General features: G+C 47.0%; 27 protein-coding genes. 9 read left to right on the forward strand and 18 right to left on the reverse strand.

Annotation, left to right across the window (positions count from 1 at the left end; translation table 11 throughout):
* Positions 1-75 precede the first annotated feature (75 nt).
* Positions 76-1,902, forward strand: a complete 1,827-nt coding sequence (locus EHT87_RS30895) for an ABC transporter ATP-binding protein (RefSeq protein ID WP_124910671.1) — start codon at positions 76-78, stop codon at positions 1,900-1,902.
* Between the two features lie 16 nt (positions 1,903-1,918).
* Here the strand turns inward: EHT87_RS30895 and EHT87_RS30900 are convergent, their stop codons facing one another.
* Entirely contained in the window at positions 1,919-2,974 is a 1,056-nt protein-coding gene (locus EHT87_RS30900) for a zinc-binding metallopeptidase family protein (RefSeq protein WP_124910672.1), read from the reverse strand.
* Positions 2,975-3,420: 446 nt separating this feature from the next.
* On the opposite strand from EHT87_RS30900, the gene EHT87_RS30905 reads away from it, so the two are divergent.
* A complete protein-coding gene (locus EHT87_RS30905; protein WP_124910673.1) occupies positions 3,421-4,557 on the forward strand; it encodes a hypothetical protein in 1,137 nt (378 codons plus the stop codon).
* A gap of 51 nt (positions 4,558-4,608) precedes the next feature.
* On the opposite strand, the gene EHT87_RS30910 is transcribed toward EHT87_RS30905, so the two are convergent.
* The gene (locus EHT87_RS30910) at positions 4,609-5,433 is read right to left on the reverse strand and encodes a glycosyltransferase family 2 protein (RefSeq protein ID WP_124910674.1); all 825 of its coding nucleotides are present in this window, start codon (positions 5,431-5,433) and stop codon (positions 4,609-4,611) included.
* Positions 5,434-5,691: 258 nt separating this feature from the next.
* Between EHT87_RS30910 and EHT87_RS30915 the strand changes: the two genes are divergently transcribed.
* Both EHT87_RS30915 and EHT87_RS30920 read left to right on the forward strand, forming a co-directional pair.
* On the forward strand, positions 5,692-6,681 hold the full coding sequence (locus EHT87_RS30915) for a ribonucleotide-diphosphate reductase subunit beta (RefSeq protein ID WP_124910675.1): 990 nt from the start codon (positions 5,692-5,694) through the stop codon (positions 6,679-6,681).
* A gap of 92 nt (positions 6,682-6,773) precedes the next feature.
* Entirely contained in the window at positions 6,774-7,451 is a 678-nt protein-coding gene (locus tag EHT87_RS30920) for a class I SAM-dependent methyltransferase (protein ID WP_124910676.1), read from the forward strand.
* 252 nt (positions 7,452-7,703) lie between these two features.
* Here EHT87_RS30920 and EHT87_RS30925 read toward each other — a convergent pair whose 3' ends face one another.
* The 7 genes from EHT87_RS30925 to EHT87_RS30955 all read right to left on the reverse strand — a co-directional run bounded on the left by EHT87_RS30925 (position 7,704) and on the right by EHT87_RS30955 (position 12,990).
* Positions 7,704-8,159 carry a regulatory protein RecX gene (locus tag EHT87_RS30925; protein ID WP_124910677.1) on the reverse strand — a complete coding sequence of 152 codons (456 nt, stop codon included), beginning with the start codon at positions 8,157-8,159 and terminating at the stop codon, positions 7,704-7,706.
* A 46-nt stretch (positions 8,160-8,205) separates the two neighbouring features.
* A complete protein-coding gene (locus tag EHT87_RS30930) occupies positions 8,206-8,823 on the reverse strand; it encodes a YceI family protein (protein ID WP_124910678.1) in 618 nt (205 codons plus the stop codon).
* 53 nt (positions 8,824-8,876) lie between these two features.
* Entirely contained in the window at positions 8,877-9,470 is a 594-nt protein-coding gene (locus EHT87_RS30935) for a c-type cytochrome (protein WP_124910679.1), read from the reverse strand.
* A gap of 127 nt (positions 9,471-9,597) precedes the next feature.
* Complete coding sequence (locus EHT87_RS30940; RefSeq protein WP_124910680.1) at positions 9,598-10,443, reverse strand: helix-turn-helix transcriptional regulator; 846 nt, start codon at positions 10,441-10,443, stop codon at positions 9,598-9,600.
* A 127-nt stretch (positions 10,444-10,570) separates the two neighbouring features.
* Positions 10,571-10,963 carry a RidA family protein gene (locus EHT87_RS30945; protein ID WP_124910681.1) on the reverse strand — a complete coding sequence of 131 codons (393 nt, stop codon included), beginning with the start codon at positions 10,961-10,963 and terminating at the stop codon, positions 10,571-10,573.
* 149 nt (positions 10,964-11,112) lie between these two features.
* The gene (locus EHT87_RS30950; protein WP_124910682.1) at positions 11,113-12,045 is read right to left on the reverse strand and encodes an RraA family protein; all 933 of its coding nucleotides are present in this window, start codon (positions 12,043-12,045) and stop codon (positions 11,113-11,115) included.
* A 12-nt stretch (positions 12,046-12,057) separates the two neighbouring features.
* Positions 12,058-12,990: an RraA family protein gene (locus tag EHT87_RS30955; RefSeq protein ID WP_124910683.1), complete on the reverse strand. Its 933-nt coding sequence runs from the start codon at positions 12,988-12,990 to the stop codon at positions 12,058-12,060.
* 288 nt (positions 12,991-13,278) lie between these two features.
* Between EHT87_RS30955 and EHT87_RS30960 the strand changes: the two genes are divergently transcribed.
* A complete protein-coding gene (locus EHT87_RS30960) occupies positions 13,279-14,751 on the forward strand; it encodes a mandelate racemase/muconate lactonizing enzyme family protein (protein WP_124910684.1) in 1,473 nt (490 codons plus the stop codon).
* Positions 14,752-14,988: 237 nt separating this feature from the next.
* Here the strand turns inward: EHT87_RS30960 and EHT87_RS31930 are convergent, their stop codons facing one another.
* Positions 14,989-15,078, reverse strand: a complete 90-nt coding sequence (locus EHT87_RS31930; RefSeq protein ID WP_185716397.1) for a transposase — start codon at positions 15,076-15,078, stop codon at positions 14,989-14,991.
* A gap of 743 nt (positions 15,079-15,821) precedes the next feature.
* On the opposite strand from EHT87_RS31930, the gene EHT87_RS30975 reads away from it, so the two are divergent.
* Together EHT87_RS30975 and EHT87_RS30980 are read left to right on the forward strand one after the other, a co-directional pair.
* Positions 15,822-16,400, forward strand: coding sequence for a TetR/AcrR family transcriptional regulator (locus EHT87_RS30975; protein WP_124910685.1), 579 nt, complete (start codon positions 15,822-15,824; stop codon positions 16,398-16,400).
* Between the two features lie 134 nt (positions 16,401-16,534).
* Entirely contained in the window at positions 16,535-17,329 is a 795-nt protein-coding gene (locus tag EHT87_RS30980; protein WP_124910686.1) for an SDR family oxidoreductase, read from the forward strand.
* Between the two features lie 132 nt (positions 17,330-17,461).
* On the opposite strand, the gene EHT87_RS30985 is transcribed toward EHT87_RS30980, so the two are convergent.
* Positions 17,462-17,866: a T9SS type A sorting domain-containing protein gene (locus EHT87_RS30985; RefSeq protein WP_124910687.1), complete on the reverse strand. Its 405-nt coding sequence runs from the start codon at positions 17,864-17,866 to the stop codon at positions 17,462-17,464.
* Positions 17,867-18,296: 430 nt separating this feature from the next.
* Between EHT87_RS30985 and EHT87_RS30990 the strand changes: the two genes are divergently transcribed.
* Together EHT87_RS30990 and EHT87_RS30995 are read left to right on the forward strand one after the other, a co-directional pair.
* Positions 18,297-18,953: a recombinase family protein gene (locus tag EHT87_RS30990; protein ID WP_124910688.1), complete on the forward strand. Its 657-nt coding sequence runs from the start codon at positions 18,297-18,299 to the stop codon at positions 18,951-18,953.
* Between the two features lie 453 nt (positions 18,954-19,406).
* A complete protein-coding gene (locus EHT87_RS30995) occupies positions 19,407-19,946 on the forward strand; it encodes a cupin domain-containing protein (protein WP_124910689.1) in 540 nt (179 codons plus the stop codon).
* A gap of 278 nt (positions 19,947-20,224) precedes the next feature.
* On the opposite strand, the gene EHT87_RS31000 is transcribed toward EHT87_RS30995, so the two are convergent.
* The 7 genes from EHT87_RS31000 to EHT87_RS31030 form a co-directional block, all read right to left on the reverse strand.
* Positions 20,225-20,944, reverse strand: a complete 720-nt coding sequence (locus tag EHT87_RS31000; RefSeq protein ID WP_124910690.1) for a hypothetical protein — start codon at positions 20,942-20,944, stop codon at positions 20,225-20,227.
* A 10-nt stretch (positions 20,945-20,954) separates the two neighbouring features.
* Positions 20,955-21,875: a phosphotransferase gene (locus EHT87_RS31005; protein WP_124910691.1), complete on the reverse strand. Its 921-nt coding sequence runs from the start codon at positions 21,873-21,875 to the stop codon at positions 20,955-20,957.
* 5 nt (positions 21,876-21,880) lie between these two features.
* Complete coding sequence (locus EHT87_RS31010; protein WP_124910692.1) at positions 21,881-22,582, reverse strand: Gabija anti-defense Gad2 family protein; 702 nt, start codon at positions 22,580-22,582, stop codon at positions 21,881-21,883.
* A gap of 113 nt (positions 22,583-22,695) precedes the next feature.
* Positions 22,696-23,181 carry a hypothetical protein gene (locus EHT87_RS31015; protein ID WP_124910693.1) on the reverse strand — a complete coding sequence of 162 codons (486 nt, stop codon included), beginning with the start codon at positions 23,179-23,181 and terminating at the stop codon, positions 22,696-22,698.
* Between the two features lie 87 nt (positions 23,182-23,268).
* Positions 23,269-24,165, reverse strand: coding sequence for a ComEC/Rec2 family competence protein (locus EHT87_RS31020; RefSeq protein WP_124910694.1), 897 nt, complete (start codon positions 24,163-24,165; stop codon positions 23,269-23,271).
* On the reverse strand, positions 24,155-24,751 hold the full coding sequence (locus EHT87_RS31025; RefSeq protein WP_124910695.1) for a hypothetical protein: 597 nt from the start codon (positions 24,749-24,751) through the stop codon (positions 24,155-24,157). Before EHT87_RS31025 ends, EHT87_RS31020 begins: the two co-directional genes overlap by 11 nt.
* A gap of 132 nt (positions 24,752-24,883) precedes the next feature.
* The gene (locus EHT87_RS31030; RefSeq protein ID WP_124910696.1) at positions 24,884-25,894 is read right to left on the reverse strand and encodes a hypothetical protein; all 1,011 of its coding nucleotides are present in this window, start codon (positions 25,892-25,894) and stop codon (positions 24,884-24,886) included.
* Between the last annotated feature and the right edge of the window lie 263 nt (positions 25,895-26,157).

The following is a 26,157-nucleotide window of genomic DNA, read 5'->3' on the forward strand; positions in this document are numbered from 1 at the left end:
AGCGATATACCTCTAAATCTTAGGCATTATTTTCAAACTGGGTAATCCCAGTTTCAGCCGCTATCTTTGCAGGCAATGAAAACCTATTTTCGCTTATTATCGTACGCCAGACCGCTGGGCAAATTTCTGGCCCCGTTCCTGCTAACCTCGCTGTTAGCCAGCGTGTTTGGGGTGCTGAACTTTACGTTGCTCATTCCGCTGCTGAATGTTCTCTTCGATAAAGTCGATCCGGCCCAGCTGCAGGCGCTCCTGAACCAACCCGCTCCCAGGCTATCGCTCGAAACCTCCCCTACCGAGGTTTTCCAATACTATTTCGCGCTTTTTTTCCGGCAATACGGCAAAATCGGGGCCCTGCAATTTGTGTGTGTGATTGTGGTGACAACGGTCCTGCTCAACAATGTATTCAAGTATCTGTCGGTCCGGCAACTGGAGGGATTCAAGGCCCGGATGGTGGCCCGGCTGCGCGAGACGGTTTTTACCAAAGCCATTCAACTGCACCTGGGTTTCTTCTCGAACGAACGCAAAGGCAACCTCATCGCCCGCACCATCACCGACGTTCAGGAAGTCGAGAATTCCATCGCCAATAGCCTCTCGGCGGTTTCCAAAGAGCTTTTTTTGCTGGTTGCCTATGTCATCACGCTGTTCAGCATTTCGGTCAATCTGACGTTTTTCGCGCTGCTGGTTATTCCGGTTTCGGGCGGTTTTATCGCCATGCTCGTCCGGCGGATGAAGCAGGACGCCCAGGCTGGCCAGCAGCGGCTGAGCGGTATTCTGAGTCTGCTCGATGAGACTTTCGGCGGCATGCGCGTCGTGAAAGGCTTCAATGCGGAACCGTTTGTGACTAAAAAATTTCAGGTTGAAAACGACGGCTATCGCCACGCGGTCCGCTCGCTGGCCAACCGGCGCGAACTGGCGTCACCCTTTTCCGAGTTCATGGGAATCCTGGTTGTCGCCATCATTCTGCTGTACGGTGGCTCGCTGGTGTTGACCAATCAATCGGATTTATCGGCGGCCGATTTTATCACGTTCCTGCTGATTTTCTCGCAGGTAACGCGCCCGGCCAAGGAGATTTCCAACGCCTTCAGCGGTTCACAACGCGGGATTGCGTCGGGCGAGCGGGTGCTGGAACTGATTGATACCGTGCCGGTTATTCAGGACAAACCCAATGCGATGGAGCTGCCCGGTTTTCGGCGGAACATCGAAGTGCAGCGGGTCTCCTTCGCCTATCTGCCCGACCGACCGGTATTGAAAGACATCAGTTTTACGCTCGAAAAAGGAAAAACCATCGCATTAGTTGGTTCATCGGGGGGCGGAAAATCAACCATCGCCGACCTGATTCCGCGTTTCTACGATCCTACCGACGGCCGGATTCTGATCGATGGCGTGGATTTGCGCGATTGTACAATGCATTCCCTCCGCAATCTGATGGGCATTGTGACGCAGGAAAGCATTCTGTTCAACGATACGATTTTCAATAACATCGCGTTTGGCAGCGACGCGACGGAAAAAGACGTGATGCGGGCGGCCGAAATTGCCAACGCCCACGAGTTCATTATGGCCCAGAAGGAAGGGTACCAGACGGTGATCGGCGACCGCGGGGGGCGGTTGTCGGGCGGGCAGCGGCAGCGCATCAGCATTGCCCGGGCGGTTTTGAAAAACCCGCCGATTCTGATTCTGGATGAAGCGACGTCGGCGCTGGATACGGAATCGGAAAAACTGGTGCAGGAAGCACTGACGCGGCTGATGGCCAACCGAACGACGCTGGTGATTGCCCACCGGCTCAGCACGATTCAGCACGCGGATGAGATTCTGGTGGTGCAGAACGGGGAGATTGTCGAACGCGGCACGCACCGGGATTTGCTGGAACTGGAAGAAGGATTTTACCGGCGATTGACGGTGTAAAAACCGGAAGGCGGTATTACTTCCGGGCCTGGTAACAAATCTGGTGGATGAAGCTGAGTTTTTCCAGAACACCAGGCGGTATCACAAACGGATACAGATCCGGGTGGCCCATGCTGCGGTTGAGGTTGTTCATGGCAAACGACAGCGGCCCCCACAAATCCATTAGCGTTTTGAAATTTTCCGGATCATACGGATCGATTTTCTCTTCCTGCATCAGGCTCATCGAGTCCATAACGGGCTGAAACTGGACACTCAGCCCGAATTCGTAGGCGGTTTCGAGCGTATCCAGAATGTGCAGATAATGCGCCCAGGTTTCGGCCCAGTCTTCCCACGGATGGGCGCTGGCGTAGGCACTGATGTAATTCAGATTCCAGCCCGCCGGAGGGCCCTGCTCGTAATGATTCCGCAACGAATCCTTGTAACTCTGGCGTTCGTCGCCAAACAGCTCCCGGTACTGATCGATCCGGTCCGAATTCCGGATCAACCGATCCCAGTAATAATGCCCGATTTCGTGCCGGAAGTGGCCCAGAACCGTGCGATACGGCTCGTCCATTTTCTGGCGGGTCATTTCCCGCTCAATGTCGTCGGCTTCCACAATGTTGATGGTAATCAGGCCCCGCATGTGGCCGGTTCGGATTCGTTTCTGGGTTCCATCGGCCAGAAAATCGAAGGAAAGTCCGCGTTCAGGATCGATCGATCGGCCAATGACCGGAAGTTTCATGCGCCGGAGCGAATAAATCAGGCGGTGTTTGGCGGTTTCGATCACTTTCCAACGCTGCAAATACGCCGGTTTACTCAAATTCGGAATGGTCCGGTTCAGCGTACAGGCTTCACAATACCGCGACTTTCCGTCTTCCACCACCCAGTTACAAACGCCGTACTGGTGATTGGCACAATACCGGTAAAGCGTTTCGCCCTGATTATACACCCGGAACGTATCGGTGCTTTCGGCGACCAGTGGCAGCAGTTCCAGTTGCTCAGCCACAAACCCAAGCGGATATTCACACTGCGTACAACGGGTATTTTCGAAATAAATCGGTTCTCCGCAATGCGTGCATTTAAAAAGTTTCATAAAATCGTAAAACAGGATTCCAGGCTCCTCATCCTACCCCTCAAACCTACTCTAAATAACTCTCATAGTAACGTCTCCATGTCAAAATGGTTCGGGATCGGTTCATTTTATCCAAAGTAATGATGCAAAAAACCGGCCAGTCTTCTGATAGATTACCGGTTTATAATCAATAAGTTACTATTATTTATAACGAAGAAACATTCAATTCCAGGCCCGCAAGGCACCTTCCAGGCATCGGGTCAAAATGCCAAAGATTTCTCAAAGATTTGACTCGGTTCTCTGCTAAAGGCACAGAACAACTTAATGTAGTTCCGGCCCGTCAAATAACTGGCAATATGCATGAAACAATACCCCTATTAGCTTACTTTAGTACGGTCTTCCCTTAAATCTACCTCACCGTGAAGTATTGTCTATGTTGCCTTTTGTGGTTGCTCTCTTTGTCGGCAATGGCTCAAATCAAAAAAAATCAGAGCATCTGGACTGCCCATGTAAGCAGCCAGTTCAGTCGCTATTGGCAGGCTATTATCCGGAATCCGGTTTATGAATTGAAAGTAAATGCAAACGCGGGCGTTTTCATTCGCGATGGGCTGGCTCTTGGCTTCAGCCTTCAGGGTGGGTGGACTGGCAATTATTCACTAGTGGAAAACGCACAAGGATTTAAGCTCGATACGCGGTCCCAATCAGTCTCTTTGATGCCCTTTGTACGGAAATACTGGAAAATAGCCCCTTTTATCGCTTATGCGGGTGGCGGGGTAAATCTATCAGTAACTAAATTTTCATCCATCCAACAGCTCAATTACGTCTTCTACCAAGACGAGCGTTCCACTGTTCGGCAAATGACCCCGCAAAGCCAGATTGGCATCCTTTACCCCATAACGAACCGGTTAGGCGTAGAAATTGCCGCCCAATCTGCTTTATTCCCGGTCTCATTCAATTCGTTACAGATAGGTCTGGTTGTGCTTGCGGGTGCAGAAACGGCTGTCGGTACTACCGCAATACCTGAATCGCAGTATCCTTTGGCAAAAGGGCGTTGGCTCATGTCGGGAACGTTTAGTTCGGTTCTAAAAAAAGGCTATTCGTATGATGGAAAAACCGGAAACGATTATCGAGAACCGTCGACCTTTATCGATATTGCTTCCGGAGTTTTCGTGCGCGATCGGCTGGTGATTGGTGCGGGTCTCTATGTGGGATTACAAGGCGGTATTCTTGAGATTTCCAAAGCATCAGGGTATGCCAGCAAAGGCAACCACAAACCAATGCTAGCCGGTATTCGCCCGTATGTGAAAAAGTATTTTGCGCCCACCCGATTAACTCCTTATCTGCAAGGTTATGTAAGCTACAACCGGATCATGGCGGGTGCTCCGGCAACCAATACCGTTTATGGAGGAGGCAATTTGGGACTAGCTTACCTTTTTGGAAAGAACTGGCTGGTGGAAGGCAGTCTTCTTGGCTTATCGGCAGGCTACAGCAAAATGCCGGATATTGAGACTGATATTGCTACGGCATCGGCCAGAAAGCGTTTTTTTGCGAATCTGGATGTTGGTTTAAAACCTGCATTTACTGTAGCTTATGTTTTTCACTAACCAAAAAACCCATTCAATTCCAGGCCCGCGCGGCACCTTCCAGGCATCGGGTCAGGATTGCAAATCCTGACCCGCAAGTTCAGCACGTCGTTTGCTGCGCAGCTCCCGGAGTTTGGCGTATTTTACCACCGGATACATCGCCGAAAACAGCGACCAGATGAAACCGGGATAGCCGTTCAGGAAATTTCGCTTGATGACATACTCCTTCAAAAAGGTGATCGGGAGCCGGAAAACAATCTGGCCGACAGAACCCCGGTGCCCCTGCTCCTGACTCTGCAAATCGCGGGCGCCGGCGGTGGTGTAGCGGTTGAATTTCTCAAAGTATTCGTGGAGACTGCCGTAACTGTCGTGGAGCATGTGGTGGGTCAGTTTGCCAACCGATCCGTTCAGCACAACGTCTTCGTGAACCCGGGCGGTGTTGTAGTTGCCAAACCGCTTGTCGAAAAGCCGCAGGTGGGGCATTTTATATTCGCCACCATACCGCATCAGCTGACCCAGAAAGACCAGTGAAATCGGCACTTCGAAACCACGAAAATTGATCTTTCCGGCTTCGACCTCCGACAGTCGCAGCTGGATTTCCGCCCGGAGTTCGTCCGTCACAATCTCATCGGCATCGACCACCAGCACCCAGGAATTGCGGGCCTGACTGACGGCAAACCCTTTCTGCAAACCGAAGCCATCGAAATCCCGGTGGAGGACACGGCAACCGAACTGGCGCGCAATCGACAGGGTTTGGTCGGAACTCCCCGAATCGACCACGACAATTTCATCACACCAGGTTAACGCACGCAGAACGTCCGGCAGAATGCGGGCGGAGTTGAAGGTAATCATCACGGCGCTGACCGGCGGGGAACTGGGCACTGGCAACTCGGACATAAAAACACTGGAAATTGGGATGTGACTACAAATGAGTGTTTTGAAAGGCGAAAAATCAAATTTTAGCAGATTTCTAAGAACTTATTATTTTTCAGATTCAACAACTATTTGATAGCTATGCAGTTATTCAGAAAGCAGTTGACGACTTACTTTCACCATTCATTTTTTCGGTTGCATTCCTCCGCCAATCCGATAACTTTGTTAGCTCGCATTTTAGTTTTTTCGTACGTTACTCATCCCAATAAGTCTATAAGCATCATGTCTCAACCTGAAGCAATCGAACCGATCCTGCAAGATGATCCACTCCGGTTCGTTCTTTTCCCTATCCGGCACCACGACATCTGGAGAATGTATAAGCAGCATGAAGCGTCGTTCTGGACGGCTGAAGAAATCGACCTTTCGCAGGATCAGCGCGACTGGGAAAATCTGAACGACGGAGAACGGCATTTTATCTCCAACGTGCTCGCGTTTTTTGCCGCTTCGGACGGTATTGTCAATGAAAATCTGGCCGTTGGCTTTCTGTCGCAGGTGCAATATGCGGAGGCCAAATGCTTCTACGGTTTTCAGATCATGATGGAAAACATCCACTCGGAAACCTATTCGCTGCTGATCGATACGTACATCAAAAATCCGGTCGAGAAAGACAAGATGCTGCGGGCGGTCGACACCATTCCGTGCGTGAAGCGGAAAGCCGACTGGGCCATGCGGTGGATCGAAAACGGCTCATTCGTGGAGCGTCTGCTGGCGTTTGCGGCCGTGGAAGGGATTTTCTTTTCCGGTTCGTTCTGCTCCATTTTCTGGCTGAAAAAGCGCGGTTTGATGCCCGGTTTGTCGTTCTCGAACGAGCTGATTTCGCGCGATGAAGGCCTGCACCGCGACTTCGCCTGTATGCTTTATACCGAGCACATCAAGAATAAACTGCCGGAATCGGAGGTTTACGCGATGATCAAAGACGCCGTCAGCATCGAGCAGGAATTCGTGAGCGAATCGTTACCGGTTTCGCTCATCGGCATGAACGCCGAATTGATGAAGCAATACATCGAATTTGTGGCCGATCACCTGCTGGTGTCGCTCGGTTTGCAGAAAGTGTATAACTCCACGAATCCGTTCGATTTCATGGATATGATTTCGTTGCAGGGCAAAACCAACTTCTTCGAGAAGCGCGTGGGTGAATACCAGAAAGCAGGCGTGATGTCGTCTACGAAAGAGAAAGAAGATCAGAAAATCACGTTTGACGCTGATTTTTAACTCGAAATCTAGTTTGATTTTATAAATTGAGCCTGCTGGTTGCCCCAACAGGCTCTTTTTTTTGGAATTGGTTCTGTAATTTATCCCGCGGTATGAATCGACTGGATGTCATTGAAGCCCTGATGGGCCAGAAAAAGCTTAAAAACTACCTGGAAATCGGGGTGGCCAATGGTCACATTTTTTTCAAAGTCAAAAGCTCGTTCAAACTAGCGGTCGATCCGGCGTTTGCGTTCGATACGCTCCGGCGCGTGGGCAAAGCGATTCTTAACCCCTCGAACCTGTCGAACCAGTATTTCGAGAAAACCAGCGATGATTTTTTTGAGGAAGATGCCGACCGGGTGATTGGGAAAACGCCTTTGCAACTGGCGCTCATCGACGGCATGCACGAATACCATTACGCCCTGCGCGACGTGGAAAATACGCTCCGCTACCTGAGCGACGACGGCGTGATCATCATGCACGACTGCAATCCGCTTACGCCCGGTGCCGCCGTGCCCTACGATGAATGGGTGGAAGGGCCGTGGAACGGCGACGTCTGGAAAACCATCGTCTACCTGCGCAGCCAGCGCCCCGATCTCAACGTGTTCGTGCTGGACACCGACCAGGGCCTGGGCATCGTTACCCGCCGAAAACCGGAAGCGGTGCTGGACTTCACGCCCACCCGGATCAAGGCGTTAACGTACGACGATCTGGCCAAAAACCGGGCTAACTGGCTGAATCTTAAGGCGCCGGACTATTTTTACGAGTACTTTGGTTTGAAAAAAGAATAAAGAGCAGAGACCAGCGAGTAGCGACACGGCAAACCGGAAGAATGGGTTTGAATTAACACCGGAGGGGCTACTTATAAATAGCCCCAGGCCGCTCCTCCGGAGCTACCCGGCGTTTAATTGGCTTTTTTCTATTAACAGACCGCCCTTCCAGGGCTTGTTAGTTACCTCAAACAGCTTGTGAGAAAGTCTCTACTCTCTTGTCTCTGCTCTTTATTCTTCCCCTTCTGCTCTTTATTCTTCCCCTTCTGCTCTTTACTCCTCCCCCAATACCGCCCAGACCATCTCGCTTTCGTAGCCCTTACTGATGGCATACCGAACCAGTTTCTGTTTCAGAACCAGCGGACTTTCGCCCTGCAAACTACGCTTCTTTTTTTCGAGCAAATCGACCAGCGTCTGGCGGTAATCGTCCGGCTCGATTTCTTTCATGGCCTGTTCGAGGTTGTAGCCGGTAATGCCGCGTTGTTTGAGGTGTTGCCGGATTTTGTGCCGCCCCCAGCGTTTTACGCGAAACTTGCTCCCCGCAAACGTTTTGGCAAACCGCTCTTCGTTCAGGTAATTCTGTTCGATCAACCACACAATCAGCTCCTCAGCCTCGTCGCCGTACACCTCCCATTCCTTCAGTCGTTCGCGAACTTCCCGCTGCGTCCGTTCCTGATACGCGCAAAACGAAGCGGCCCGGCGCAGAATGTCTTTTGTTTGGTCGGTCATTTTTGAGAAAAGAAATAAGACTAGCGACCAAAGAACATCCCTACACTTACGGTTTGTTCCCGGCGAGTTTTAAGTGAATGTCGATGTCGGGCAGGATGTATTGTGCATCCGGTAGCGCCGGGTCCGAACTGAAGGTGATTCCCCACCTGGTCCGGTCTACCGTGAGCGTTGCTTCTACCGATAACTGGTTCGCAGCCAGATTGATCTTTGCCGGAAAATTGACCGGATGGGTCGTGCCCAGCATCGTCAGATTGCCATTCACCTGGTAATTAGCGCCCGGAATCCCGGCCCCGCCCGCATACGGCGCAAGGCTGGTGATGGTGTAGGTAATGGTGGGATGCAAGGCCATGTTAAAAAAATCGGCGCTTTGCAGATGGTGCACCAACTGGTGTTTAAGTGAATCGGGCAGGTTGTAATTCACGATGGAAGAAACCGGGATGGTGAACGAGCCGCCGGTTACTTTTCCGTCTTTCACCGTCAGCAGGTCACTTTGGACCGTAATGGCCCCTTCATTAAAGTAACCGGTTCGCAGACTTCCCTTCCAAATCGCCACCGACGTTTCATCAAGCCGGTAGGTGTCCAGTGCGGGATCCAAATGATCGTTCGTACAATTCAGAAGTAAGGTTGTCAAAGCAATACCGCAGAATAAGGCTACTTTTTTCATTGTTTTTGGTGTGATTAAAATTGATCGGTGATTGGTCAGGCTTGTTGGCGGGATCAGGGAGCGGGCGGAATGGGGGCGGGAACCGCATTGGCAACCGGCTTGAGTGATTTCAGAAACGCGAAAACTGCTTTCATGTCCGCATCGGTCATCCCGGCGTAATTGGGCCAGGGCATCGGCGGGAGCAGCGGGCGGCTGTTGTCGAGACCTTTCAATTTCCCCTGCCGCATGGCTTTGTTGAATTGCTCCAGCGACCAGTTGCCAATACCGGTTGCATCGGGCGTCAGATTGGCCGCAAACGAGACGCCCCAGGGACCGATGAAGGCGGTATTCTGGCCATTGAACAGCACCCATTGACCACTTTTGACGAGGTTTTTATCGTACTCGCCCAGCGGTTGAGCGCTGTTGTAACCGGAAAGGAAGCGGTCCATGTCGGGTGCGGGGCCTCGGGGCGTCAATTTCTTGGGGGCGTGACAATCCGCACAACCCATGATCGTAACCAGGTATTCACCGCGCTTAACAAGCTCATCCTGAGCCGGATGTTTCGGAACAGTGGAAGTACGCGGTAATGATTTGGCTGCTTCGTACGGTTTTGTAAAGGCACAAGTCAGCCCGATGGCGGCAATAGCCGCCAGATAAACCCATTTCATCGTGTTTTTTGATTTTTAGTGAAAAAGAGATTCTCGCGGTCGGCCCAAGACGAGCCGACCGTATAATCATTGAAAAAAGTGGTTGAAAAAGCGCCGGTTCCAGCGGGAACGGCAGAAAAGTGGCCGCTTACGCGTGCGTCCGGATCAGTTGCCGACCAGGAAGGCGATAATACTGCCCCTGCCCGTTAAATACCATGGTGGGAACGTCACTGGTAAACGTTTTGAATTCCCGGATAAAATGGGCCTGATCCGAATACCCAAACGTGTGCGAAGCATCCAGCCAGTTGGGAAGTGTCGGTTTTTGCTGAAACGACTCATAGGCATTCCGGAACCGAATAATCCGCTGATACATCTTGGGCGTGGTTCCGTAGTGATCTTTGAAACTGCGTTCCAACTGCCGTTTGCTCACGTATAAATGCGCACTCAGGTCCTCAATCGACAGATTGCCTTTTGTTTTTCGGATCAGCCGGGTGGCTTCATAGACGTAATTCCGCCCGGCATTCAAATTCCGGAGCTGTGCCAGCAGAAACGTTTCGGCTACCCTGATGACGGCCTGGATGTCGGGCAAACCGTAGACGTTTTCAACGAGTCGGTTGCTGTTTTTCCCGAAGAAGGTTTCCATATCCGTAAAATTATTGAACAGCGAAGCAATCGGCACATTGAACAGTTGAGGCAACGTTTCGGGTTTCAACTGAATACCGAATTTGCGGGTCGTCCCCACCGACTTCCAGTGTACGGCATCCTGATAGAGACCCGCAAAAAACGCTTGCGGGAGTTTCTGCCACTGGTTGTTGAACAACGCGAAAGCGCGGGTGTCGTCCAGGTGTATAATCAGCTCCAGGGTCCCAAAAGGCAGACAACGCTGGACGGGCGACTCCTCGTTGTCGCTGGCTTCAAAATGATGCAGCCAGTAGCATTCAACAAAGGGCTCCAGGGCCGGTGATGGTTTAAATTCCTGATAACTCGTGTTCATTAGTTGTCAATCAATAGGGTTGCCGCGAATGATGCCGTAAAAATAAACCGGCAAACAAAACCGGTATTGAAAAAATGCGACATTTTCGCAACCGGTCACACGCGTTGATAAAACCGGACCAGCATTCTTATTTAACCGCCGTTGCTTCGATTTCGACCAGCAGTTCCGGAAATGCCAGGGCGCTTACTTCCGTTAACGTACTGGCAGGAACGCATCCCGCGGCCGTTAGTCGGGCAATAACCTGACCGTATGCCGCAAAAAACTGCTCAATGGACGTGGTGTAGTAATTGAGCCGTACGACGTGCTCCAGCGCATAGTTCGCCCGGTGCAATACGGTTTCCAGATTATCCAGACTCAGACTGATTTGTCCGGCCATATCGGCATCAACGGGTTGGCCTTCCGCATTCATGGCCGCCTGACCGGCGCAGTACAACGTGTGGGTTGCGTGGGAAACTTCGACGCCCTGGGCGTATCCTAACTGGTCCTGCCATTTCCAGGGATTGATGATTGACTTTTGCATGGTGATTGTTGTTTACAACTGCAAAAGTAGCCGCCATTCCGCTGCCGGTATTGAAGAAATGCGACAAAAGTGAATAATCGGTATACAGTCCAACAAAAAGAACGGTCGAAGTTGCCTCCGACCGTTCCAGATGGTATCAAAAACCGGAATTACCAGGTTCGTTTGCTCATTACCTTATCCAGTTCCGGCCGGGTCATGGCTCCTAATTCGGGATGCTGGCCCAGCCATTTCAGGAATTCCGATTTGATTTCGTCGGTCCACTGGCTGTCGATCTGGCCGGTGGTGTAGCGGTTTGATTTGACCATCTCGAAGCCGAACTGATCTTTTCGGGTGACAAACTCGCAGGTGGTGACGACCTGTTCGGCCATGTGCGCCGGTACAAACAGAACGCCCTCCCGCTGGGCAATCACCAGATCACCCGGCAACACCATCGTGCCGCCCATCCGAATCGGCGTATTGAGTCCCATCAGCACCATTTCTTCCAGAAATGAAGGATGGAAATCGCGGACGAAGGCGTTGAAGCCTTTGATATTCTGCAATTCCTGCAAGTCGCGGGCGGCCCCGTTAAACACGACGCCGTTACCGGTTTTGCTGAAAATGGCATTTCCCAGCGTAGCGCCCACGAGGGTTCCTCCGCCAATTTTACCAAAACCGTCGGCCACGTACACATCGCCTTTGGTCAGCGTTTCAATCGGCCAGGTGTTGGTATTGCCCTTGCGGCCCTGTTTGGAAATGCCGCGCTCCTTGATGTTTTTCTCCACATCCGGACGGCTCGGCATAAACATCGCCGTTACGGCCCGACCCGCAATCACCACATCGTTGTGAATGAACTTCCAGCCTCCTTCAAACTGATTGGTGTACCCTTCGTTTTTTAAAACCGTCCAGGCGTCATCGATTCCGATCTTTTTAGCCCGTTCCACCAGCGCGTCCGGAATTTTAGGACGTCCGTCGGGAAACCGCTCACCCTTCCACTCCGACGTCAAAAACGTCAATTCCTCTTTGGGAATGGTTTGGGCAACGACACAATGGTTACCAACTACGAGCGCAAGTACCGAAGCTAAAATGGGAATCCTGACTTTCATACGGGGGTTCAATTAATGTTCCTTGGCCAGATAGGCGTCAAGGTCTTTTTGTGTGATGGCTAATTTTTTGGGGTATTTGCCCACCCAGGCCCGGAATTCATCCTTGATTTTGGCCGACCAATCGCCGTGAATCTCGCCCGATGGGTATTTTCCCTGCTGCAAAAGTACGCGTTCAAATTCATCCCGCAAGGCCGTCATCTCCGAAGCCGACACCAGGCCTTCCACGAGGTGCGCCGGGATAAACACGACGCCATATTCATTTGCAAACACGACATCGCCCGGAAATACCGTCACCTCACCCACGCGAATCGGCGCGTTGATGGACGTTGGCGTCATGTCTTTGATGTACGACGGATCGTGGCCTTTGACCCAGGCGTTAAATCCTTTGGTATCTTTCAGCTCCTGCATATCCCGAACCGAGCCGTAGAAAATCACGCCCTTACCGGTTTTTCCGTAAATCGCATTGCCGAGGCTGGAGCCAATGAGCGTGCCGTCTTTAATTTTCCCGTAGCCGTCGGCCACGTAAATATCGCCTTTGGTCAGGACATCGATGGGCCAGATGTTGATACCGCCTTTTTGCGAACGTCCTTCGGCTTTGCCCTGCTTTCTGACCAGGCTATCGAGGTCGGGCCGGGTGGGCATAAACTGCGCTGTCACGACGCGCCCCGTCATGGTTTCGCCGGGTTTGAGGATAATCCAGTTTTTCTCGACCTGATTGCGGTAGCCTTTATTGCCCAGATACCCCCAGATCTGCTCCAGTGTACAATTCTGGAGCCGTTCCAGCACTAAATCAGGCACATTCGGACGGCCGTCGGGCAGCCGCGCGCCTTTCCAGTTGGCCGTTAATGCGGTAACGTATTCAACCGATGAGCCGATGCGCTGGGCCTGGGCCAACAAACTTCCCGAAAAGGTGATCGCCAATACTACTAACGTTTTCTTTATCATCGCTTTGTTTAGGAATAGAAAATAACCGGTAAAATTACATCCAGCCTGTGCTACAATTAAAATTCCAGTGATCCGGCAGAAGACGCTACCAAACGGATCTATTCATAAAGACAACGGCACGAGCAAAATACTGACGGAGCGCAGGTTTAGAAAAAAATAGACATCAGAAATCGGAAAGTAAGCTTTTTCAGTAACTTTCTCAATAAATTGAATTATATCCAGACCGAAGTTTGCTTTTCTGTTAAAACCGACTGAATGAAATAGTAATACCTAAATCCATCTAAACGCATGAAAAAAGTTCACCCTTTACTTGAATGGCTTAAAAAGAATCCGGCTCCAACGGCCGTTCAACCCCACCTTACGGGCTCGTCGACCGGCGTCGACCGGCGCGGTTTTCTGCGGAACTCCGCCCTGGGCGGTCTGTCGCTCGGCATGCTGTTCGACGGAAAACCGGAGCGTGAAATGGAGTTCATCACTCAGCGAGTGAAACGCGAATCGAAGCCTTCCGACCTCAAAATCACCGACATGCGGGTGGCCGTTTTGCAAGGTGTTCCTTTTTCCAGCCCCATCATCCGAATCGATACCAACCAGGGCCTGGTGGGCTGGGGCGAAGTTCGCGATGGCGCCAGTGCCAATTACGCGCTCACGCTGAAAAGCCGCATCCTGGGCAAAAACCCATGTAATGTGGAGCAGATCTTCAAACAAATCAAGCAGTTTGGCGGACACAGCCGGGCGGCCGGGGGTGTCTGCGGGGTGGAGATGGCCCTGTGGGATTTGGCCGGCAAAGCCTATAATGTACCGGCCTACCAGCTTTTGGGCGGCAAATACCGGGATTACATCCGGCTCTACGCCGACACGCCCGAAGGCAAGGACTACGACGAGTTTGCCAAGCACATGGTTCGGCGCCGGGATCAGGGCTACACGTTCCTGAAAATGGATTTCGGTATCGGCATGATTGCCGACACGCCGGGCATGCTCGTGGGCGCTAAAAACTGGAGCGTCAAGCAGCAGTGGAATGACTCGCAGCCCGGTAAAATGGGCAATTATGCCCAGACCAAACACCCCTTTACCCGCATTCAGGTGACGAAAAAAGGGATCGACGCCCTGGCCCTGCACGTCAGTAAAGTGCGGGATATTGTGGGGTACGAAACGCCTTTGGCGGCCGACCACTTCGGCCACTTTGACGTCAATACCGCCATTCAGATCGGCAAAGCCATGGAACCGTTCCGGCTGGCCTGGCTCGAAGACCTGGTGCCCTGGTTTTATACCGATCAGTGGAAACAGATTTCCGACGCCATCGATACGCCCACACTGACCGGCGAGGACATTTTCGGCAAAGCAGAATTTATCAAGCTCATCGACGCCAGAGCCATCGATATGATCCACCCGGATCTGGCTTCGTCGGGCGGTTTGCTCGAAACGAAAAAGATTGGTGATTACGCCGAAGAGAACGGGATTCCAATGGCCATGCACTTTGCCGGATCGCCGATCTGTATGATGGCCAACGTTCACTGCGCGGCCGCTACGGAAAACTTCGTGGCGCTGGAACACCACGGCGTAGACGTCGACGGCTGGGAAGATATTGTCACCGGCATGAAGCCGATCGTTGACAAAGGCTTCGTGAAAGTGCCGGACAAACCCGGTTTAGGCGTTGAATTGAACGAGGACGTTGCCAAGAAATTCCTTAAAAAAGGCGCCACCTGGTTTGCCCCAACCGATAGCTGGAACACCCGCGATTCCGCCGACCGCGACTGGAGCTAAAGAGTTAAGAGTTGGCGGACGCAAGCTGAAAACAAGTGCGTCCGCCAACTCTTAAAAATATGTTTTGAATCAATCATCCACACCAGAGTCATCCCTGACCCAAAGTCCTTTGCACACACTCTGACTATCGACGGCGACTCGGCTAGGCATCGGGGGCCGACCTTGCCGCGGGCGTTCCTTTTTCGCCAAATGCGCAAGTATGGCTTGCCAAATGGGCTGGAGTATCCACTGGCGGAACTAGTAATAGACGGTTTGCCAGGCCGGAAAATGAGTGGACAAATTACGCCATTGACTGCCGGTTTGAGCCAGCCAGCGGATGGCATTCACAACGCTCCGCAGCGAAGTTTTACGCTGACGTCCTGTGTCTACTAACTTTTCAATAACCTACTTCATTATGATATTTACCTACAAATAAGTTATACATTCTGAATTGAATTAACAGGAAATATGAAAAGGATGAGAAGTGTGGTCCATACGCCCTATAAACGCAAATTTCATTGAATTTGCCAGGTTAAGTGTTACTTAAAGGGCTTTGTTAACCAGTAGCTGGTTGATAAAAATATTCCTTGATTTAACCGGGACACTTCCGTCTCAAGATCAATCACAGTAGATCCTGAATTATAGCGTAAAAACTCTAAGAAGCTGTTTGAGTTACTACCAGACTCGTTTTAAAGTACGCCTGCTATGAGCAATCCAAATGAATGTTTGCGAAGATAATATGGTGCGCTCGTAATCTTTATTCAAACGTCGGTTATTGTCCAGCCAAGAAATAGTTCGTTCCACTATCCACCGCCAATGATGAATAACCAGCTTACTATCAATAGGTTGATTCCTTATTGGTGACTGGGCAATAATGACTTTCAGGTTGCTTCACACAACTTAAACCCCGATGGACGGCTTTCTCGTTTCGAAATTGTTAATTCAAACAGCTTCTTAGAGGTAGCAGCGTCAATCGTTCTCATTGGATACCAGCGCGAATAGCCCGACCAGCGGGTTTGGCAAAAAAAATTTCTTTTCTGAATCAATCGTTTCAGAATTTAACTACCTTTGCCCCGAAGGAATTAATAATTATGGCACGCACCCTTGCATTTAACCAGCACGAAGCAATCGAGAAAGCCTTGGATGTCTTTTGGCAAAAGGGTTATCATGGGACGTCTATGCGGGATTTGACCGATGCCATGCAAATCAATTCGAGTAGCCTCTACAATACGCTCGGTGACAAGCACCAGCTCTTTATCCATTGCGTCAAACATTATACCCTCAAAAGAAGGTTGCTTTTGGAGCAGCGCGCGAATAGCTTCAAATCGCCCAAAAAAGCGCTCGAGAGCTTTATCCAGGATGTTGCGGATGTGGTGATCAAGGATGTGCAAGGCTGCTTTGCAATCAAGACTGCCTTTGAGGTTTCCCCGGAAGACAAGGGTATCAAGGCCCTGCTTAAAGAGGATAATGACTATACCCACCAATTCCTGAGCAGGCTTATCCGGGAAGCAGTTCGAAAAGACGAACTTGACCAGGACTGCGATGCTGCCCTTGTGGCCGACCATATTATCTGCACCTATACGGGCTGGTATGAGCTCTATATCCTGCACCAAGATCCGGTAAAGATCAAGAAGCTTGCCACCTATCTGGTCCGGCAACTGCTGCGTTAATTTTTTTGACCTATTCTGAAACGACCGCTTCAAAAAAAACAAAATAAAATCTCAGATCAATTGCCTTGAGCATACAAAAGAACCAGCTAAACCCAGCACAAATTCTGAAACAATCATTTCAAAATTAACATCCAATGGAGTACCAACAAGTAGCCAGCTTAGAGCTGGAAGGAAAAATTGCCCTGGTGACGGGCGGGACAAAAGGGATCGGCAAGGCTATTGCCCAAAGATTGAAAGCCTCTGGGGCCACGGTCATCGTGACTGCGCGAAGTATCCCGCATCAGGCCGTGGAAGGCGGACACTTCATTGCGGCAGACCTGTCCAGGACCGATGAGGCCCAGAAAGTCGTCACTCAGGTCCAGGAGCAATTCGGGAGCCTGGACATTTTGATCAACAACCTTGGCGCCAACACGGCACCGGCAGGTGGGTTCAGCGTACTTAGCGACGCAGACTGGGACCATGTACTGCAGGTCAATTTGCTTGCAGCCGTACGGCTCGACCGGGCCTTCCTGCCCGACATGATCCAGGCAGGAAGCGGGGTGATTATTCATGTCTCCTCGACCAGCGGCATGTTCCCGCTTTGGGATACGACGATGGCCTACAGTGCGGCCAAGGCTGCACTCAATGCCTACAGCAAGTCGCTGGCCAGCGAAGTGTCGCCCAAAGGCGTACGGGTTATTACTTTGTCGCCCGGGCTGAACAATACCGGGGCGATGAGAAATTTCCTCGAGGGACTAGCGGCATCAGCAGGCATTAGTACCGAACAGATGACCAGTAATTTACTACAACGGGTGGGTGGCGTGCCCCTGGGCCGGATGGCTGACCCGGCAGAGACGGCCGAGGTGGTTGGATTCCTGGTCAGTTCCAGGGCTTCCTACATCACAGGGACGAATATCGCGGTGGATGGCGGCAATTTACCGGTCGTTTAGCCCAATTAAATATACAGGTTTGGTTCAGGAGCCTACTGGAAGCGGTATTCGTTTAATCGATTAGGGCATACACCAAAAAGGCCGATCCTGGAGAGGATCGGCCTTTTTGGTATAAGCAAGTACGAGTCAGATTTAGTTGAAGGCCACCAGTCGGGGAGCCGCCTGGACCACCGGGGTGGTGGCCAGCGTCAATTCCTGGGTGGTGGTCTCAACGCCATTGGAAATAGTCACCTGATAAACACCATCGGGCAGGGCGCTGACATCCAAGCTAAGCCGGGCGGCTTCCTGGCGTTTGCCAATCGATTGCACGAAGAACTCTTTGCCGGTACTGTTAGTCAGTCGTACCTCCACCTTTCCGCCGGTTTGTTTTTTGACGGCAATCTTTACTTTTCCTTCGATGGTAGTGTACATGCTGCTTTGAAAAGCGGTTGCGTTCCTGGGCTTTCCGATGGGTTTATTGATTTCAGCAACTGAAGTGGAAAAGGTAACGGCTGTTAAGGTAAAGGCAACGAGCAGGGATTTGATGAGCGTTTTCATGGCGTATGATGGTTGATTTTTGTGTCCGTTTGAATGAATCAAAGGTCGGCTTCAACGCCCGGAAAGGCTGTCACAAATGAGTCAATCCCTGCTACTTTTGGGAAAGGTTTTGATCCAGGATTCAGCCGATTAGCAATTCATTCTTCGGATGGTCAAACCTGAATGAAAAAACCGGATAAAAGAATAAGACTGCTGGATGAGTAGTTCAAAGAAACCCCATTCCGAAAATCGCAGTAATCATGACCCGCAAAGTCCATTTCATCGTGGTTAGGGATTTATAACGTTTTCACAATACACGATGCGAAAATGTTATAAAAGCCATTTTTTCCTAACTTTTATCCGTGGAACACCTGCAAGAGTCAAAAAGGATTGAAAAGGGGAAGGAGTGGTTCATTTTTTCTCACGCTTCCAACACCTATATATATAAGGTATGATATACGTACCCTACTACCGGGTCTCAACGGCAGGCCAGGGTAAGAGTGGCTTGGGTCTTTCGGCTCAACGGGAAATTGTCAACCGGTTCCTCAAAACCGAAGATGAACTTTTACCCGAATTCATCGAAATCGAATCCGGTAAGAAAGCCAACCGCCCTCAGCTGGCGGCCGCCATCACTTTCGCCAAACAACACCGGGCCCGATTACTGATTGCCAAGTTGGACCGACTGAGCCGCAATGTTTCCTTTATCTTTTCCCTACGAAACTCCGAGGTCGATTTTGTGGCCTGCGATATTCCGGATGCCAATACACTTACCGTGGGGATTATGGCCGTGCTGGCCCAGCACGAACGGGAATTGATTGGGGAAAGGACCCGAGCGGCTTTACAGGCAAAAAAAGCCCAAGGGCATAAACTGGGAATGCCCAATATAACACCGGAAATCACGCAAAAGGGCTTGGAGATCCGTCAACAAAACGCCCGTACACACCAGGCTAATTTGCAAGCGGCTGAATTGGTCCGGTTGTATCGCAAAGAAGGACTTACGTATGCGGCTGTCGCTGAGCGTTTAAATGCCATGGGCAATCGAACCCGAAGAGGTAACAAATTCTTTGCCATGAGTGCACAACGATTAGATAAAGATCGACCGAAATAAGCTATCCTATTACCCTGGTTCGGTTACCAAAAATGTGCGTTTAAGCCTTGTTAGCTGCTTTTGTTTATGAAACAGCCATTTGGTTCACAAATCCCGCCAGTTTACCAGAGCTTGGCCGAGGCAATAATCGTGTGCTTTTAAAAAAAGTGGCCAGTACTTATTGCGGCTTTCTCACTGTCGAGTTATTCTCCCGTATGCCATTCTAGTACAACCCAATAGTGGAAAGGGGAAGCGGGGTGCTCTTTGTTGGTTGCGCCACTACAACCCTGAATATTTACGGAGATGATGCCAGGTTACAATTTCATTTGGATGCTCCAGGAGGTCCTACCAGCCACCGCATTGAATGGATACGCGATGCCCTTTTGTGAAAGCGACAAAAACGGCAACTTTAGCTATATTGAACAGACCTAAACTAGTTTGCGGTTATTCGGTCCATAACGATCCTAAATCACGATGGCGACCAAAGGGCAAATCCTGGATATGACCCCTGTAGGAATGAAGTTTACCGTCCTGCAGGCCAGTGCGGACACCTTGGGAAAATCTTTGGAACTGCATTGGGAGTTATTACCCGGCTGTAATATGCATGATCCCTTGGTTCATATCCACCCCGATGCCATTGAAACCTATGAAATCCTGGAAGGGGAAATGGAGTTCTATATCCATGACAAATGGGTGCCTGCCCGGCAAGGGGATCAGCTTACGGTTCCCAAAGGCGTTACCCATTGTTTCAGAAACCCAACCGCTAAAATTGTGCGGGTATTGAATACCCACCAGCCGGCCTTACACATGGAAAACTATTTTGAAGATGTGTGTAAAGTCCTGGATAAGGTCACTGACAATCGCCGAAAGGACTTCCAGATGAATTTGAGAACGATGCTGTACATGAGTGTACTGATGAATAAGTACCGAGCTGAAATTATTGCTAAAAATCCACCTGATATGGCTATAAAAACGCTGGGTTGGATAGCCAAGCGCTTAGGCATAACGTATTGAGTGCAGGTATGAATAGCAAGGTTTAGGTGGACGTATTTTTGTGTTGATTTTGCATGAAAGCATGACATAAATTGGGAATTAAAAGGCCTTCATCCAGACAGCTTGTGTTGTAGAAAGGCACTTATAAACAACCGATGTTTCTATATAAACGTTTGATTATTAGCATTTTAATGTGGTGTTTTCTTTGTTGTATAAATTTAATTATGTTAACTAGAAAATTATTAAATTGAATTGTACATAGCAGAATAATATACCATGTCTAGTAATTTTCAAATCGATTAATCGTCTGCGTCACGCCCAAATAGTGCTTTTGAAACCGTCCTTAATCTTTTTACAACATCAACGACGCCAAATCCAGCTAAGGTCGATATTGCAATCCATAACAAGTTTTCATCACCATCATTAGCTATTCCACTTAAAATTTTTGCCTTTGAAAGAATAATTACCAAAGCTCCAACTAAAAATCCCATTAGCGGCCTAAGTAGATAGTATGGCCACCAAACATTTATATCTAAATTTTCCTTATAGCAAACCCTACCAATAAAATCAAAGATAGTCCGTATTTGTACTCCTAATGTAGCTGCCAATCCTCCAATTAAAAGTAGATAGACAAGTATTTTTGATCTTAAGCTAATAGAATCATAAGCTAACCTATCTACAGATTCCTTAAAATCTTGATACGCAATGCTATTAATATCTATAAGTTTTAATAGGTTATTTTTGTCTTCATTTGTTATAAATTTGACAGTTACGATTTTACTATTCTTCTTATCGAAATAAAACCACGATGGGTATTCCTTCAATACTATATCAGTTCTTTTTAGTAACGCTTCCGCTTTGAGTGATTCGAGATTATTAAAAGATTGATAAAAACACCATACGATTAATAACGTAAAACCTATTACTAAAAATGCTAAAATTGCAAGAGCCCTTTGTGGCAATATCTTTTCATTTTCCTTTGCTGATTTTGATTCACTTGATGAGACAGCATCTTCCATAAATTTAGAATTATATTTTATTTATAACATCAATAAATCCTGGAAACACATTTTCCAATGGATCTCTCTTTAAGCCAGTAGGAAGTGGAAATTGCCAATATTTTGCAATTTGTAAAACCCTAAATATGGTAAAAAAATATACGATCTCTTGCCTTATTTCTACATCATATTTGCACTTCTCAAGATAATATTTAAAAAAATTTGAATTACCTTGACGACAATATAAATATCCAATTTCCATAATCGGATTTCCAGATATAACGCCATCAAAGTCTATTATGCCACTTAGTTGCCTATCATTTACGATAATATTATCCGGATTAATATCTGTCCAAACTAATTTAGGTTCTGACATTAACTTAGTAATTGAGCATATATTGCTATTCACATATTGTTTAATCTTCTCATTCGTAAAATTACCTAACCTTAGAAAATGCAAATTTTCAACCCCTTCTTTTATACTACTTTCTATATAACTCTTCCATGTAGGATGTTGCCCATATATATCTGATATTAGAGGCCCAAATCCTTTAAAATTCAATCTACGCATTATTGCCAAATTGTCGCACAAACTACTAATTATTAATTTTAACGAATCTAATGGAAGATTATCAATACTTTTTATTAATGGATCACCTGATAATTTTTTGTATAATATGTAATTGTATTTAACCTTCTTTCCTTGTGAATCACTAAGTATTTTTGGAACTTTTGCGCCTAATAAATAAAAACGTTTTATTATTTGAGGTTCAAAATTTATTACTCTTTGTAAGTTATCTGGGTAAAAACGAATAATATATTCTCCTCGATCTTTTTCTTTAATTAAATACTTGTACGTCATTACTCCCATTTGTATGGGTTCAATATAAACGGCATTTATATTTAAATCCAACTTTGCTATTTTCTCGATTTCTGCTAAGTCTACCATCATTCCTTTTAATTTTCTATTACCGCTAATAAATCTTCGTTTATTGTTGGAGAAAAAAAATATTTCTCAAAAGTTGATAATTCTTTTATCCGATGAGCGTTTTGTTTTATCCAACTTAAGGTTAATGGTTCAATGACAAAGTTTAACTTTGATGAGTAATGCATGAATCTAAACCATAAGGCAGATAATCTTGATAATTTTATTTTATCTGAAATATAGCTATCTGGAAAGTCTAATCTAACTGCTTTTAAGATTTTATTGTTTATATCCTTAATGCCATCAATTGGATCTAATAATATGTTATTCTTAATATCATATGCAATTGCATTAGCAGTAAAATCGAATTGGTTTAAGATTTTATTAATATTATTTTCAATACCTAAACCCACATTAAATTTATAATATGGAACAATGTCATAATAGAATAAATTGCCTTTATTAGGAAACCAACGAGGAGAACCATAAGGGCCATATTCCACTTTGCCAAATTCATTAAGATAGTGTACAAATTTTTCAAAATATACTTCATCATATATATCTTGAGTAACAAATATATCTATATCTTTTATGTTAGAACTTTTATTTAATATAAGATCTCTTATCGCCCCACCAGCAATGTAATATTCTTGATTTTTGAAGGTTAAAACTCCTTTCAAGAATATTGAATATCCAGGTAGTTTATTAAGAATTTCAGGTATTGTTTTTAGCATCGTTGATTTCAAAAAAGTTTATTTATTTTTTTATGTCCTCATTAAACTGTATTACTTTCTGTTGTTAAAAGTTTCTTGAAATTTCAAAGTTATTTATTTTGTCAGAACCCCTGCTAGAACGTTCTTATTCCAAATTCAGGATAGAGTGGCGTGCAACGAAACATTTTCCAGAACTTTTCTAATTCTGCATCGGGTGGAAATTTATTTCCATTATGTCTTAAAATAAGGGCAAGGATGGAACACATCTCATGTCGTGTAATTGATTCCTCTTCTTCGATTTGGGCTAGTTCTCCATGTGCAATCACTTGTACAAAACGCTGATGTGTTTGCTTTAAGCGCTCAGTGGCGGTTTCGAAAATATCAGATGATAAAGCTTGTAGCGCTCGAAAATCGCTCGGATTTACACTTCCTGCTCTGATCGAAAACCTTAATATCTGTTGCTTTACCTCTTGTGGCAGTTGCCCTTTTGGCAATTTTGAATCTTGATCTCTTTTTCCAACTGTTCCATCAATAAATGCTTTTTTCCAAGCAAGATAAGCACTTGATATGCTTGCAATGCTGCCTAGCGTTCTGATAAATTCGGTTGGATCAAAGTCCATACAGATGAGAATTAAGTTAAATTTTTGAGTGTTTCGCGTAACACCTACTTGATGGGTGGTGTCAGTTAGTACTATTTAATTTTATCCCTAATCATTTGTCCACTTTGTTGCAATAGTTGCAGAATAACTAATTTCGGCGATTAAATTACCATATATTGATGTTTTAAGAATTTGTGCTTTGGGCGCTGCTTTTTTATAAAGCTTTTCTGCCCCATGATTTTTGTCGGCATCGGTAGAATTAGAAAATAAAATGTATTCAGGATTCATAATTTTTACAGCTTCTTCGTTAAAACCACTTTCTCTTCCATGGTGTGAGGCTTTGAGGATATGTACATTCTCAATTTCTTTCCTTTTTTTACTTATGATTTCTTCCCAAGCTTTGCCCTCTGCATCGGCGGCAAAAACAATCTTTCTGGCATTAACTTTCATAAGAAGAACACTGGAAATTTCGTTGAGGCAAACTGCTTCACCGCTACGTTTTGTACCATCCTGTTTTGTGTGGGCATACGTTATCAATTCACTGGATGGACTTAAAATTTGAATTTCGTCTTCATTCCAACATTGTACTGGATTAGTTTCACTGGTGTAGTTCCGAACAGTCAAACCGCTAATCTTGCCATTTTTTATTTTCTCGTACATTTCCCAATCTTCAGGGCTAGGGTCATTTTCCCAGTCTTCGGGATAAAATTCATTTTTTACATCCCAGAAATTATTGATGGAAATTCCGCTTTTGTTAAACAACTCGTTGATTCCAGTAATATGATCCTTGTGCGGATGCGTACAAACGAATCGAAAAATCGATTTCTGGGAAAATTTCGCCTTAAAATACTCTATGACATCAGTATAGCCGTTATCGGGACAACTATTAATATCAATCATCATTATCCTTGCATTGAAGCTTTCAACCCCCTTTGTCCGTGCAGGGAAATCAACAATAGTGCTATCGCCTGCACCCACATTGAGAAAATGGATTCTAAGTGGCATTTTTCTTGAAAACGATAAAAGTCTGGAAAGTTTTGTCTGCGATATTTTGATAAAAACGCTTCGAACGTTTTTTCATTAGAAATCCGATAGGTACAGTGAACGCTAAACCGACAAGAAAACGCACATCATATTGTTTATGGATCGCGTCTTTTAGTATCAAACATAAATAGAAAACTGATTGTAAGAATAACACTACAAACCAACCTCGATAAAGGCCATATCGGGCATTCATAGTTTCAACATGGGCGGTTTTATCGTTGGCAAGTGCCCACATATAACATATGCCAAACGCTTCTTTGTCGCTATAGTCCTTAATCCCGAAGTTCTGTTTAATTTCGTTCAATATATCGCACTCTCTTTGAGTATAACTGTCTTTGTTTTCTCTGATAAACTGGTTAGCAACGGCTTGGGCAACGTGGCCCAAGAAATAAACAGCAACGGCAATACCAAATGCATTTTCAGTTATCCGTTTAAGATCTAAGCCGAAAAACGACAAGTCGTAATCAAAAAAAGAATAAAACAAACCTCCTACCACGATGTAACTAAGTTGATCGTAGATCGAAATTTTATTTAAGAACTCAGTCATTAGCTATCATAATTATGAACATCACACTTATTTTAATATAATATTGGGTTAGTTGCTATAACTATTTTCTCGTTCAATCGAGATGAAATCAATTGTCTTTCCAAGTCCGCTGGATTATTAAATAATTTAATGTCATCTTTTTTTGTTAATTGGTAGTGGAGCAGCTAAGCCTACGCGTTCAACAGCTTGAAAACCAGCAGTTTTCGTGAACTTCATCGTATGGTTGAAGTTTTGCATTGAATCAGATGGATCTAAAGCGTTAAAATTTAACTTCCTGAGGATTGCTCGGGGTATTGCGGCTGAAACAATGACTTGATTTTCTACCTGGCCTGTAGCTGGGTTTAGCTGATCGACGAGGGCATGAACCACTACCTGGCTAACCGGCAAATGTGCCTGAACTTCTCGCGCCACTCTCAAGAGACAGCCACAGACATAGTCCTGATAGAACTCATTGAATTTACTAATAGGCAGAGACTTGCGAGAAAGTTTACCATTTGCCAACTGTGTGACGGCAAAATCCGGTATAACTTCTGAAGTATTAACTTGTACATCGACCTCAATGTGATCGGAGGTAAACGTGAATTCAAGGTGGGCCCCTAGATAGTTGATGTTCTCAAAGGGTGAAAAGATTTCGAACACATTAGCATATACGTCCGAATTCTTAGCCAAAACCTCACGGGTGAGATCTTGACGATCCTGCCATTCGATTAATAAACGATTATATTCTTCCTGATTCTCACGAGCGAGCTGTTGATCTCGATGATGGGCGACAACAACCGCTTCTTCAAGACGTTGTATTTTCGCCGGCCCACGTTTCAACAAACGATCAAAAAGACTTGGCTGGTAATTATTCAAAGCCGCTTGAGCACTCAGCTCGTTTGCATTACTTAGCCGAGTAAGCACTGGAGGAGGCTCATGCATCATCGCTGCCCAATCAATTTGATCACTGCAATCCTGATGAACGGATTTGATAACCTCAATATAGTCATTATATGCTTGTACCGCCTGGGTAGCATTTTCAACAGCCTGTTGCTTTTGTAGCTGTTTATATTCTTGGGCAGCTAAACGAGCTCGTCGCTGTTGGTCGCGTTCAATTCGGCGAGCTGTAGCGGAAAATGATCGCATGGCGCCTTTCCAACTCATAACTAAAGAGTATTTAAGGTGAGTTTATAATTCCTGTTCTTCAACTTCAAACTCAGTAGGAGCATTTTCCATTTGAAACTTTTCCCATTCAGCCCGATTTATTGTATTATTTGCTAAGGCTTGTTCAACTGCCAGATGGACTTGCAACGGTTCACTGGAGATTTTTTGTCAAGCGGCCATTGAGGATGTGTAAAAATAAGATTCTTGTTGACAGGGTGTGCGGTAACCCAATGCCGAATGTTTTCGTCGTTGATTATACCAAC

Origin of the sequence: Larkinella knui (assembly GCF_003858645.1) — a bacterium.
Classification (GTDB): domain Bacteria; phylum Bacteroidota; class Bacteroidia; order Cytophagales; family Spirosomataceae; genus Larkinella; species Larkinella knui.